This window comes from Sphingomonas populi, from assembly GCF_004208535.1.
Taxonomy (GTDB): Bacteria; Pseudomonadota; Alphaproteobacteria; order Sphingomonadales; family Sphingomonadaceae; genus Sphingomonas; species Sphingomonas populi.
Window position 1 is genome coordinate 77203 of record NZ_SGIS01000003.1, and the last position, 13455, is coordinate 90657.

The 13455-nt window shown below is 65.5% G+C and carries 6 protein-coding genes and 1 riboswitch; all 6 genes read left to right on the forward strand.

The window, feature by feature from the left end:
- The first annotated feature begins 60 nt into the window (after window positions 1-60).
- A riboswitch (cobalamin riboswitch) is annotated at window positions 61-289 on the forward strand.
- A 164-nt stretch (window positions 290-453) separates the two neighbouring features.
- The 6 genes from EWE75_RS02930 to galA all read left to right on the forward strand — a co-directional run bounded on the left by EWE75_RS02930 (window position 454) and on the right by galA (window position 13449).
- Window positions 454-2613 (forward strand): TonB-dependent receptor, encoded by a 2160-nt coding sequence (locus EWE75_RS02930; RefSeq protein ID WP_130155202.1) that lies wholly within the window; start codon window positions 454-456, stop codon window positions 2611-2613.
- Window positions 2600-4036, forward strand: coding sequence for a PepSY domain-containing protein (locus EWE75_RS02935; protein WP_231708177.1), 1437 nt, complete (start codon window positions 2600-2602; stop codon window positions 4034-4036). The genes EWE75_RS02930 and EWE75_RS02935 overlap by 14 nt, the downstream gene beginning before the upstream one ends.
- The gene (locus tag EWE75_RS02940) at window positions 4033-5079 is read left to right on the forward strand and encodes a HoxN/HupN/NixA family nickel/cobalt transporter (RefSeq protein WP_130155203.1); all 1047 of its coding nucleotides are present in this window, start codon (window positions 4033-4035) and stop codon (window positions 5077-5079) included. The genes EWE75_RS02935 and EWE75_RS02940 overlap by 4 nt, the downstream gene beginning before the upstream one ends.
- Window positions 5080-5266: 187 nt before the next feature.
- Window positions 5267-7885, forward strand: a complete 2619-nt coding sequence (locus EWE75_RS02945; RefSeq protein WP_206364661.1) for a DUF5695 domain-containing protein — start codon at window positions 5267-5269, stop codon at window positions 7883-7885.
- A gap of 123 nt (window positions 7886-8008) precedes the next feature.
- Window positions 8009-10969 carry a TonB-dependent receptor domain-containing protein gene (locus EWE75_RS02950; RefSeq protein ID WP_231708178.1) on the forward strand — a complete coding sequence of 987 codons (2961 nt, stop codon included), beginning with the start codon at window positions 8009-8011 and terminating at the stop codon, window positions 10967-10969.
- Between the two features lie 23 nt (window positions 10970-10992).
- Entirely contained in the window at window positions 10993-13449 is a 2457-nt protein-coding gene (gene galA, locus EWE75_RS02955; protein WP_130155205.1) for a beta-galactosidase GalA, read from the forward strand.
- Window positions 13450-13455: the final 6 nt, after the last annotated feature.

Sequence of the window (13455 nt, forward strand, 5' to 3'; positions counted from 1 at the left end):
CTTGCACGGCCCCGATCGTTTCGGTACGAGATGAATCGAGGCGCGCGGTCGCAGGATCGTTCGCCTTATGATCGCGCTGGTGCCCCGCAAGGGGCTTAAAAGGGAACGCGGTACGGGACTTTGGTCCCTAAGCCGAGGCTGTCCCTGCAACTGTAAGCGGCGAGCGCGATGCACATCGCGTCTGATCCCTCGGGACAGGCGCAGCCACTGAGTCCGAGCGACTTGGGAAGGTCGTGCATCGTCGCGTTGACCCGTGAGCCAGGAGACCTGCCGGCGTGGGTCGCTCTTGCTTCGGTCCAGGGGATGGCTGCGGCACGGTGAACTCCGTTCGAGCGACGAAGGTGCGGGGGGCCGCACGGGCAGGCGTGACGGTCGCGATGGCGTCCGGTCGGCGCGGCTGCCGTCGCTCACGCGGAGGCCCCCCGGTTCGTCCGACGCCGGGGGACTCCATGAATGCGATATCTTACAAGCTGCGCGGCGCTGGCCATCACGGCCGCTACCGCGCCACTGCACGCGCAGACCGCGCTGAATACGAACAGCGACGCCGATAATATCCTGGTGATAGGCGAGCGCCAGCAACCGAGCCTGACGATACCGAACACGACCGGTAGCCGCCTCGGCCTCACCGCGCTGGAAACACCTGCCACGCTCTCGACGATCGACGGCGACCTGATCCGCGCGCGCGGCGATATGTCGGTGGTCGAGGCGGCGAGCCGTGCTCCCGGCATCAGCAACGTCGGCAACCTCGGCAACGGCGGCACCGCGCTGGCCGCGCGCGGGTTCAGCGGTCAGGGATCGGTGCTGCAACTGATCGACGGCGTGCGGCTGTTCCCGGTCGCCGGCACGATTACCTTCCCGACCGATCCGTGGATGGTTCAGCGGATCGACATTCTGAGCGGCCCTGCGTCGGTGCTCTACGGCCAAGGCGCGCTGGGCGGCGCGGTCAACGTCGTGATGCGCAAGCCCAACACCGATCGCACCGAGGCAGAAGGCGAGATCGGCTATGGATCGCAGAACACTTTCCATGTCGCCGCCGGCGTCGGCGGACCTTTGAACGATCGCCTCTCGTATCGGATCGATGGCAGCTATCGCCGCTCGGACGGCTATGTCGATCGCGGGCAATCGCGCAGCTACGCGCTGTCCGGCACGTTGCGCTGGACGCCGACCGAGACACTCGTCGTCACCGTGCGCGACGATTACGGTAATCAGCGGCCGATGCGCTATTTCGGCACGCCGCTGATCGACGGTCGCCTCGACACCGCCGTCCGCGACCGCAACTATAACACGCGTGACGGCCACGTCCGCTATCAGGACAACCGCACCAGCCTGCAGGTGGACTGGACGCCGAGCGGCTCGCTCACCTTCAGCAACCAGGTGTATCGGCTCACGAGCAAGCGGGCCTGGCTCAATCTGGAAAGCTATTGCTGGGTGGGGGCCAATGGTTTCTGTCCGAGCGGCCTCAACGAACAACCCGCCACGCCTGGGCAAATCTATCGCACCGGCATGACCGGCATCGTCCACGATCAGACCCAATGGGGCGATCAGGGTAGCGCGACGTGGCGGACAAGCCTTGCCGACGGCATCGGCAACGATCTCGTCGTCGGGTTCGATGCGAACCTCATCAAGACACGCTACTCGCACAATTTCGGTGCGGACCCGCAGGTCTCGGTGGTGGACCCGTTCGACTTCGACCCCGGCGTGATCGTCGATACGCAGGGCATCGCACCACGCTATCGCACGCGCACCGACGAAGTCTCCGTTTTCGCCGAGGACCGGCTGAAGGTCGGCGATCATGTCTCGATTGTCGGCGGCGTCCGTCACGAACGCGATCGCATCAAACGCTGGAGCATCGCGCCATCGGGTGCCGATAGCTTCGCGCTCGACAAGACGCTGACCAACACCACCTGGCGGGTCGGCGGCGTCTACCAGCCGATCAAGACCGTCTCGCTCTATGCGCAATATGCCACCGGGGTGGACCCGCTCGGCACGCTGACCACCTATTCGACTGGGCAGGTCCAGTTCAGCAACGCCACCGGCGATCAGGTCGAGATCGGTGCGAAGGCGGTGTTTCTCGGTGGCCGGGGCACCGCGACGATCGCCGCCTATCGCATCGTCAAGAAAGGGCTGCTCGCGCAACGCACGCCGACGAGTCCCGTCGAGCAGATCGGGCAAAGGTCGGCCAAGGGGATCGAGGCGACGGTGTCGCTCGATCTTCCGCACGGCTTCGGCATCGATGCCAACGGCAGCATCCTCGATGCGCGGTTCGACGCGTTCCGCTCCGGCGGCGACAACCTCGCTGGCAACACGCCGCCCGATGTTCCTGAACGGATGGCGAACCTGTGGCTGCGCTGGGACGCCACCCGCCAACTCCAGGCGCGCGCCGGCCTCCGCTATGTCGGGCGCCAGCTCTCGGACAATGCCAATCGCTTCCGGTTGCCCGGTTACGCGACGATCGATGCCACTGTGTCCTATGCGGTGACACGCAACGTCGCGGTCGATGTCCACGCCTACAATCTGCTCGACAAGGATTACGCGACCAACGCCTATGGGGACCAGCAATGGGTGCTCGGTCGACCGCGCTCGGTGGATGTGTCGCTTCGTGCCGGTTTCTAGCGCCTGGCGCATCGCCCGGCGCTGGCTCTACCTGACGCACCGCTGGATCGGCATCGCGAGTTGTCTGCTGTTCGCGATGTGGTTCCTGTCGGGGCTGGTGATGGTCTACGTCCCCTATCCCTCGCTGCAGGCCGGGGAACGGTTGGCGCGGGCGGAGCCGATCGATTGGTCGGTGATGAACGTGCCACCACCACTCGACCGGGGCAGGATGCAGCGCGCGCTGTCGCTGGAAATGCGCGACGGCGTTCCGGTCTGGCGCGTCGGCGGATGGGATGGGCGCGAAACCACGATATCCGCCGCGCGCGGCGCCGTGATGCGGCCCGTCGATGCCGCTTTCGCCAAGCGCGTGGCGCGCCGCTTTGCCCGCGCGCCGGTCGCGAGTCTCGAGCGATTGGAGCGCGACCAGTGGACGGTGGCAGGCGGGTTCGACCGGCATCGCCCGCTCTGGAAGGTCTCGATCGACGATCCTGCGGGGACGGAACTCTATGTCTCCTCCACAACCGGCGGCGTGGTACAGCGAACGACCCGCCGCGAGCGGTTCTGGAACTGGCTCGGGTCCGTACCGCATTGGCTGTATCCGACCATTTTGCGGCAGGACAATGCGGCCTGGCGGCAAGTCGTGTTGTGGGTGTCGGGGCCGTGCATCGCGGCGGCAGTGGCCGGTATGTGGATCGGCATCCTGCGCACTCGCCTCGGCGCGCGCCGGTTCAAGGGCGGACGGGTGACGCCGTATCACGGCTGGCTGCTCTGGCATTATGTCGCCGGAATGGTTGGCGGGGTGTTCCTTATCGCGTGGATCTTCAGCGGCTGGCTGTCGGTGGACCCCGGCCATGTGTTCCGCGCCGCCGATCAGGACGAAGCGGCGGTGCGTGTCTATTCGGGTGGGATGATGCCCAAGGTCGCGCTGCCCGGGCTGCGAAACGTGGCGGCAGGTGCGGTGGAGGTTCGCTTGACCGATCACGCCGGCGTGCCGCAGCTGACGGTCGCATACCCCGATGGCCAGCGACAGGTGCTCGATCCAACCACGCTCGCCCCTGCCCGCCCGCCCCGCGCGGCGATCGTCGCGGCGGCCCGCAAGCTGATGGGCGATGCCCCGATCATCGCGGTCGAGCGACTGACTGCGCCCGACATATATTGGTATGAGCGCGGCGCGCCGCCGGCCCTGCCGGTGCTGCGTGTCCGCTTCGATGATCCGGCGCGCACCTGGCTGATGATCGACCCCGCCACCGGCGAAGTGCTCGCCACGCTCGACCGGCGCCGTCGCGTCTATCGCTGGGCATTCGACCTGCTCCACACATGGGATCTCAACGCGCTCACGCTGCATCGGCCGGCGTGGGACATTCTGCTCTGGCTGCTCTCGGCGCTGGGGCTGGTGACGTCGGTCAGCGGGATCTGGCTGGGCTACAAGAGGCTTGTACGATGACGACAGACTCCGCTTCCCGTCCTCGCGTCCGGCGGCGTATCATCGTGCTGCTGGCACTGCTTCTCGCCGCCAATGCCGGCGCGTGGGTGTGGGCCGGCAGCCTGTTCCACGCTGCGCCCGCTATGCTCGGCACTGCGCTGCTCGCCTGGACGTTGGGGCTGCGCCACGCCGTCGACGCCGATCATATCGCCGCGATCGACAACGTCACCCGCAAGCTGATGCATGGCGGCACGCGCCCTGTCACCGTCGGACTGTGGTTCGCGATCGGGCATAGCACCGTCATCCTGATCACATCGGTGGCGATCGCCGCCACCGCCAACGCGCTCACCCGGTTCGAGGCGTTCAAGGTCGCTGGCAGCGTGGTCGCGACGATCTTCTCGGCGGGTTTCCTGTTCGCCATCGCGGCGATCAACCTCGTCATCCTGCGCTCGGTGTGGCGGACGTTCGCACACGTCCGCGCCGGTGGCAGCTACCGCGAGGACGATCTGGACGTGTTGCTGGCCGGGCGCGGCCCCGTCTCCCGGCTGTTTCGCCCGCTGTTCCGGCTGGTGACGCGGCCGTGGCACATGGCGCCGCTCGGCTTCCTGTTCGGCCTCGGCTTCGATACCGCGACCGAGGTCGCCATCCTCGGCCTGTCCGCCGCGCAGGCCGCACACGGCTTCGCGTTCGCGCCGGTGCTGGTGTTCCCGGCACTGTTCGCGGCCGGCATGGCGCTGGTCGATACCGCTGATGGCATCCTGATGCTCGGCGCCTATGAATGGGCGTTCGTGCGACCGATCCGCAAGCTCTACTACAACATCACCATCACCGCCGTTTCCGCTTTGGTGGCGGTGATGATCGGCGGGATCGAGACGGCGGCGCTGCTCGCGGACAAGCTCGGCCTTTCGGGTGGCGTGTGGGACGTCGCGGTCGATCTCGGCGGGCGCTTCAACCTGCTCGGCTTCTTCATCATCGCACTGTTCGCCACCGCCTGGACGATCAGCTTCGTGATCTATCGCTGGAAACGCTTCGACGACATCCAGGTCCGTCCAGCGACGCCATAGCGCCTGCGAAGCGCGTCGATCGCCCTCGTCCTCTCCTCACGGGCTAGACAAGGCCTCACAGAAATAGAATACTATATTCTATAGGGTGTGGACGACGTTAGGGTTGCCATTGAAGCGCCGCGATCTTTTGACGAGTCTGCCGGTCGCCTGCGTTGCCGGACACATCGCGCCCCGCGCATTCGGGGCGGTGCCACCCACCTCTGGTACAATCCGCAGCGACTCCGGCCCGTTCGCCGTCACGCTGGACACCGCGTCGCAGGTTCTCTCGTCGCTCTCGCCGCGAACCGCGCCGGACTTCGATTTCGCGCCGAAGCGTCGCAACGGAATCACCGCCGGCGATTATGCGCTCGGCGATATCGACATTCGCTTTCGCGCCGGCGGGGCGTGGCTCGACGTTTCGACCGCTTTCCATCGCGCCACGGTCAAGGCTCTGCCGGCCACAGGAGACGTGCTCGCCGCCGCCGACCTTACGCCCACTTTGCCTGCGGGTTGTCCGTTGCATGTCGAACGGCGCTGGATCGTCGCGGCCGATACTCTCATCCTGCGGTTCATCGTCACCAATCGCTCCACGGCGGCGGTGGATATCGGCGGACTCGGCTTCGCCATGCCGTTCGACAATGTCCTCACCGGCCGAACGCTCGAACAGGCGCACGCGCTGGCGAGCTTCGCCGATCCGTATGTCGGACGGGATGCGGGCTATCTCCAGGTCACGCGTCTCAACGGACAGGGTCCGGCACTGCTGGTCCTGCCCGAGCCGGGCACCCCGTTCGAGACCTGGATGCCGATCGCCGACGGCAAGGCCGCCGATGGCGGCGCAGCGCTCCTGAAAGATCGCACCAAGCGCGAGCTGACCTTCGAGGGTTTCTACCGCTGGATGGTGGCGAGCAAGGGGTTCGCCGATCGCGAATGGCGCGGCGCCGAGCAATGGAACGAGCCGACCGGCTTCACGCTCGCGCCGGGCGAGACGCGCAGCTTCGGGCTGCGGCTGGCGCTCGCCCCCGATATCCGGTCGATCGAGCGCCGGCTGGCGGCAGCGGGTCGGCCGGTTGTGGTCGGCATCCCCGGCTATGTGCTGCCGACCGACCTACCGGCCGACCTCTTCGTCAAAGCCGGTCAGCCGGTATCGCGGATAAACGTCTCTCCGCCCGGCGCGATCACCGTCGATGCCGCGCCGCCGGCGGGCGGCTGGATGCGCTACCGCCTGACGGGACGAACCTGGGGCCGTGCCCGCGTCACGCTTCATCATGGCGACGGCAGCCGGCAGACGGTCCATTACACCGTCATCAAGCCCGCGCGCGAGGTGGCGGGCGACCTCGGCCGCTTCCTTTTCACGCGGCAATGGTACGAAGACCCCGCCGACCGCTTCGGCCGCAGCCCCGCGATCATGAGCTATGACCGCGAGCGCGACGCGATCATCACGCAGGAAAAGCGCGTCTGGATCGCCGGTCTGAGCGACGAGGGCGGCGCCGGCGCATGGCTCGCGGCGATCATGAAGCAACTCGACAATCCGGTTGCCGCCGAGATCGCGAAGTTCGAGCGCTTCCACGTCGAGGTCATCGAGCGCCATTTGCAGGTCGGCGACGGGCCGGAGCGCGAGGGCGTGCGCAAAAGCCTGTTCTGGTACGATCCCGCCCACGCCGCCGAGTACGACCCGGCGATCGACTGGACGACATGGGCGAGTTGGAAACCCGAACGGGCGCGCTCGGTGGTGCGATCATTCAACTACGTCCATGTCGCGGCGGCGCAATGGGTGCTCTATCGCCTCGCGCGCAACCGCGTCGGGCTGGTCACGGCGCATGACTGGCGCTGGTATCTCGATCGCGCCGCCCGCACCGCGATTGCGATGTCACGGCTCGCGCCCGAATACGTCAAGTTCGGGCAGATGGAGGGCGATGTGTTCGTCGCGATCCTCGCCGATCTGCGGCACGCGGGGCTGACCGCGCCGGCCGACGCGCTGGAAGCCGATATGCGCAAACGTGCCGACCTGTGGAGCACGGAGACGTTTCCGTTCGGCAGCGAGATGCCGTGGGATTCGACCGGACAGGAAGAAGTCTATGCGTGGATGCGCCATTTCGGCGACCACACGAAGGCGGATCTCACGCGCGAGGTGATCCTCGGCTATGATCCTTTGATCCCGCATTGGGGCTATAACGGCAGCGCGCGGCGCTATTGGGATTTCCTGTTCGCCGGCAAGACCGCGCGGATCGAGCGGCAGTTGCACCATTACGGATCGTCGCTCAACGCGCTGCCGCTGTTCGACAGCTATCGCCGCGACCCGGCGGACATCCACCTGTTGCGGGTCGCGTATGGCGGGTTGATGGGATCGTTGACCAACGTCGATCGCGACGGGTTCGGCGCATGCGCCTTCCACTCCAATCCCGACATGATGCGGTTCGACGCCTATTCGGGCGATTACGGCATGAGCTTCTTCGGCCATGCCATCGCGACCGCCAGCTATCTGGTGCAACACCCCGAGTTCGGCTGGATCGGCTTCGGCGGCACCGTGACGGAAACTGGCGGTCGCGTCACTATCGCTCCAAAGGACAGCGCGCGGACACGTATCTTCATCGCACCCGTGAAGCTGTGGCTGGTGCTGGAAGCCGGGCGCTTCGCGGCGGCGACATTCGATCCGGGCAGCGGTGCGGTGACGCTGACACTCGAAGCGCGCGACGCCTACACGCCGGTCGCTCGGCTGGTGATCGAGGGTGAAGGCTATCACCTCACCGGAGCACGCGCGCCCGAACGTGGCGCGCATGTCGTTGCGCTGGGCGACGACGAGACACTTATCAGGCTGGCGCGCGCATGAGCGACGCGCGGTAAAGTGTATTTATCCTCAAGGGCAAGAATGAATATCGTATATTATATTTGACATACAGATGACATCGTGGTGCATTCGTCGCCAAGGCAAAACGCCATTGGGGGTTTCCACATGGGACAGACGGCACGCACCACCTATCGCACGGCGGCATTCGCGGCGGTTCTCACGGCATTGATGTCGACGAGCGCGCACGCGCAGATCGCAGGGACAACCACAGCCGCAGAACAGGACGCGAGAACCGCTGACGCGAGCGCCGACACGATCGTCGTCACCGGCACCCGCATCAAGCGCCCGGACCTGAACAGCAACAGCCCGCTCACCGCCGTAAGCGAATCGGAAATCCGCTATCAGGGCGCGACGAGTGTCGAGAGCGTCCTCAACAAGCTCCCGCAGTTCACAGCCGACGCGAACGAGAACGTCTCGAACGGGTCCGACGGCACCTCGAACATCAACCTGCGCAATCTCGGCCCCAATCGCGTGCTGGTATTGCTGAACGGGCGGCGGATGCTGCCGCAGCAAACGATCGACGTGAACTTTGTGCCGTCCGCGCTCGTACAGCGCATCGACGTCGTCACCGGCGGCGCTTCGGCGGTGTACGGCTCGGACGCGATGTCCGGTGTCGTCAATTTCGTGCTGCGCGACAATCTCGACGGCCTCCGCTTCGATGCGCAAAGCAGCATCGCTCAGCATGATAATGGCAATGCCTATCTCCACGGCCTGACCGACGCCAAAGGCTACGCGCGCGCGCCGTCTTCCGTGTTCGACGGCGGCAAGACCGATATCAACGGCGCGTTCGGCAAGAATTTCGCGGATGGTCGCGGTAATATCACAGTCTACGGCGGCTATCGCCAGACCCAGGCGGTCACGCAGGATAGCCGCGACGTATCCGCCTGCGCGCTCGACCCTGCCGACGATGCCGGCACCAGCCTCACCTGCGGCGGATCGAGCAACAACACTTATGGTCTGTTCACGCTGCTGACCGGCCCCAACAAGGGGAAAACGCTCAACAATACCAAGGACGGCCAGCACACCTGGGTGCCCTACACCTCGAGCTTCGCCTACAATTATGCGCCGACCAACTATTTCCAGCGATCCGACGAGCGCTACACCGCCGGCGCTTTCGCCAAGTTCAAGTTCAGCCCGCTCGCCGAAGTCTATGGCAGCTTCATGTTCATGAAGGATCACACCTTCTCGCAAGCTGCGCCATCGGCTCTGTTTCAAGGCACGACCTTCACGATTCCCTGCAACAACCCTTATATGTCCGCCAGCCAGGCGACGACATTGTGCGGCCCGGCGGCCGGCACGTCTCAGACCGAGGACACCTTCATCGGCCTGCGCCTCTCCACGCCGCGGCGCGACGATCTGCGCCACGCGGACTACCGCTATACCGCAGGTGTGCGCGGCGATTTCGCCACGGGCTTCAGCTACGATCTCAACTACCTGCGCTCGCTCGTCCGCTACAACGAGACCTATTCGAACAATGTCGACAACGTGAAAGCGCAGCGCGCGTTGAACGCGGTCAGCGTCAACGGCACGCCGACCTGCCAGTCGGTGATCGACAAGTCCGATCCGAACTGCCTGCCGATCGACGTCTTCGCAGCGGGGGCGATCAGCCAGACGGCGCTGCCCTATCTGTTTTCGAACAGTTCGACTCAGAGCCGCAGTTCGCAGACGATATTTTCTGGCTCGATCAACGGCGACCTCGGCGAATACGGCATCCAGACTCCTTGGGCCGAGAATGGCGTCGCCATCGCGCTGGGCGCCGAGCATCGCCGCGAGACCCTGAACGAAACCGGTGACGCGATCGCTATCCAGAATGGATATGTCGGGTCTAACGGCACGATCAGCGTGAACGAGGGCTATGGTGAGATCGAGGTGCCAGTTCTCTCAAATCTCCCCTTCGCCAAATCGCTGACGATCAACGGCGGCGTACGCTATTCGACCTATCACAACGAACAACGATCGACCGGTTTTCAGTCTGATTTCAACGCCTTCACCTACAAGGGCGAACTATCTTGGGCACCGAGCAGCGACCTGCGGCTGCGCGCCAGTTACAACCACGCATTCCGCGCTCCCAACATCAGAGAATTGTTCAACGCCGTCTCGTTGGGCAACGTGACCGCGACCGACCCCTGCGCCGGCGCCAGCCCAACCGCGTCGTTCGAAGTGTGTCAGCGGTCGGGCGTGACCGCCGGGCAATATGGCAGCATTCCCGAATGCCCGGCGGGCGTTTGCGTCCAGCAGTTCGGCGGCAATCGCGACGTCAAGCCGGAACAGGCGGACACCTACACGATCGGGATGATCCTCACGCCGCGCATGGTCCGCAATTTCACGCTGACGGTGGATTATTTCCACATCAAGGTGAACGACTATATCAACTCGATCCCGCCATCGCTGACGATCAGCCAATGCGGTTCGACGGGCGACCCGTATTATTGCAGCCTGTTCCACCGCGATCCGCGCAGCGGCGTGCTGTTCGGCAACGACGGATACGTCGTCGGCACGACGATCAACACCGGCTCGCTGAAGACCTCCGGCATCGATATCACCAGCAGCTACACGCTCGATCTCAACCGCTTCGGCAAGCTCAACTTCGATCTGATCGGCACCTTCCTGCTCGATCTCAGCACCGAGCCGCTGCCGGGTCTCGGCAGCTATGACTGCAAGGGCCTGTACGGGTATTCCTGTGGTCAGCCTTCGCCGAAGTGGCGCCACCAGTTGCGGAGCACCTGGATGATCCCCGGCGACAACCAAGCGACCCTCTCGCTGGCTTGGCGCTATCTCGACAGCGTGAAACTTTCCACCCTGTCGGACAATGCGTTTCTCAACGAACAGGGGCCAGGCAGCGTCATCAACCGCAAGATCGGCGCCTACAGCTACTTCGATCTGAGCATGACATCGAACTTCACCAAGAACCTGACGCTGCGCGCCGGCGTCAACAACCTGCTCGACAAGGACCCGCCGGCGATTGCGCAGGGCGTCCTGTCCAGCTTCGGTAACGGCAATACCTATCCGGGCGTCTATGATCCGCTCGGCCGCACCATCTTCATCGGCGCGACCGTCAACTTCTGATCGTCCACATACAAGGATCGTCCATGCCCCGCCCGTCCCGCCGCGATCTCCTCAAGACCGCCGGCGCGGCGGGCGGACTCGCGTTCGCGCCGCCACTTGCCGCAACCGCGCGTGCCGAACCCGCCAACCCGCGCGGCGTGGTGCCGCTCGAACGCGGCTGGCGCTTCCATCTGGGCCATGCCAGCGATCCCGAAAAGGACTTCGGCTTCGGCACCTCGCACGACACCTATGGAAAATCCGGCGACGTCGGCACGCCGGTTGCCGCCCGCACCTTCGACGACAGCGGCTGGCAGGCGGTCAACCTGCCACATGACTGGGCGGTGGACTTGCCGTTCGAACGCTTCGGCCCACCCGACTCGGCGGCCGATCACACCGGCGCGTTTCAGGGTTTCAAGCCGGTCGGCCGGATGTGGCCCGCGACCAGCGTCGGCTGGTATCGCCGTAGCATCCCGATCGCGGCAGGCGACGCGGGCAAGCGCCTGTCGCTCGAATTCGATGGCGTCTCGCGCGATTGTCTCATCATCCTCAACGGCTTCGTCGTCGGATCGAACGAGAGCGCCTATGCGCCCTTCCGCGTCGACATCACCGATTTCGCGGTTCCCGGCGAGGAGAACATCCTCGTCGTGCGCTGCGACGTCAGTCTTGGTGAGGCATGGTCGTATGAAGGTGCGGGCCTCTATCGCCACGTCCGGCTGGTCAAGACCGCGCCCGCACACATCCGCCAATGCGGTGTCGCGATCCGCCCCGAACTGCATGACGCGGGCGCAGTGCTGCGCACCGCCACCGAGATCGACAATGACGGCCCGGCCACCACCGCGCGGCTGCGTGCGACCGTCACCGCGCCGGATGGACAGAGTGTCGCGACGTCGCTGTCCGATCCCGTCACACTGCCGGCATGGGGGCAGATCACCATCCCGCAGGCCATTCGGATCGCCAGTCCAGCGCTGTGGTCGCTCGATACGCCCGTGCTATATACGCTCACGACCGAAGTGGTGATCGCCGGCGCCGTGGTCGATCGCGACGATAGCCGCTTCGGCATCCGCACGATCCGCTTCGATCCCGACCGGGGCTTCTTCCTCAACGGCGCGCCAGTGAAGATCAAGGGCACCTGCAACCATCAGGATCACGCCGGCGTTGGCTTCGCGGTGCCCGATAGCCTGCACGTCTGGCGGCTCGAACAGCTCAAGGCGATGGGCGCGAACGCCTATCGCTCCACCCATCACTCACCCGCGCCGGCGATCCTCGACGCCTGCGACCGCATGGGCATTCTCGTCATGGACGAGACGCGCCAGATGTCGAGCAACCCGGAGGGTATGAGCCAGCTCGATCGCATGGTCCGTCAGGGCCGCAACCACCCCAGCGTCATCCTGTGGAGCATCGGCAACGAGGAAATACATCGCGGCACCGAGACCGGCGCCCGCATCGCCGAGACGATGAAGCGCCGCATCTACGAACTCGACGGCACGCGCCCCGTCACCGAAGCGTTCAACGGCAAGTTCGGGCAAGGCGCCTCGCGCGTCCTCGATGTGCTGGGTTGCAATTACTATCTCGACGAGATCGACGCCTATCACGCCGCGCACCCGACCATGCCGATGATCGGCACCGAAACCGGCAGCACGGTGATGACACGCGGCGAGTACAAGCGCGACGACGCCGCCGGGATCGTCCCGGCCTATGACACCGACTATCCGAAATGGGCGACCACCGCCGAGCGCTGGTGGAGCTTCTACGACGCCCGCCCCTTCCTCGCCGGAGGGTTCGTCTGGACCGGATTCGATTATCGCGGCGAACCGACGCCGTTCGAGCGCTGGCCGGAAAACGCGTCGAACTTCGGGCAGATGGACAGTTGCGGCTTCCCCAAGGACAATTACCAGTATTACCGCGCCTGGTGGGGGTCGAGGCCGGTGCTCCACCTCTTCCCGCACTGGAACTGGGCGGGGCGCGAGGGGCAGGACGTCGCTGTCTGGGTCCACAGCAATTGCGATGCGGTCGAACTGTTCCTCAACGGTCGCAGCCTCGGCCGCAAGCCGGTTGAGCGCAACCGCCACCTCGAATGGCAGGTGCCCTATGCACCGGGCCGGATCGAGGCGCATGGCTTCACCGGCGGCCGTCGTATCCTGACCGACGTGCGGGAAACCGCCGGCACCCCGGCCCGGCTCGCGCTGTCGAGCGATCGCCGCTTGCTGGCGCCCGGCGAGGTCGCGGTCGTTCGCGCCGCCGCTCTCGACGCGCACGGCCGCGACGTGCCGACCGCCACGAACCGGATCGCCTTCGCGCTCGATGGCGATGCGACATTGCTCGGCGTCGGCAACGGCGATCCGCGCTGCCTCGAACCCGACCATGCCACCGCACGTTCGGCGTTCAACGGCCTGTGCATGGCGATCATCCAGGCTGGCGACCAGGGCGGGCCGATCCGCCTCTCGGCTTCGGCCGACGGACTGCGGGCAGCGGCCCTGCCGTTCCTTGGAACGCCGGCCTGAGCCGAC

Excerpts from the sequence above, each read along its gene's own strand:
- galA (WP_130155205.1), top strand. The coding sequence starts at position 10,993 with ATGCCCCGCCCGTCCCGCCGCGATCTCCTCAAGACCGCCGGCGCGGCG.
- EWE75_RS02940 (WP_130155203.1), top strand. The coding sequence starts at position 4,033 with ATGACGACAGACTCCGCTTCCCGTCCTCGCGTCCGGCGGCGTATCATC.
- EWE75_RS02950 (WP_231708178.1), top strand. The coding sequence starts at position 8,009 with ATGGGACAGACGGCACGCACCACCTATCGCACGGCGGCATTCGCGGCG.
- EWE75_RS02930 (WP_130155202.1), top strand. The coding sequence starts at position 454 with ATGCGATATCTTACAAGCTGCGCGGCGCTGGCCATCACGGCCGCTACC.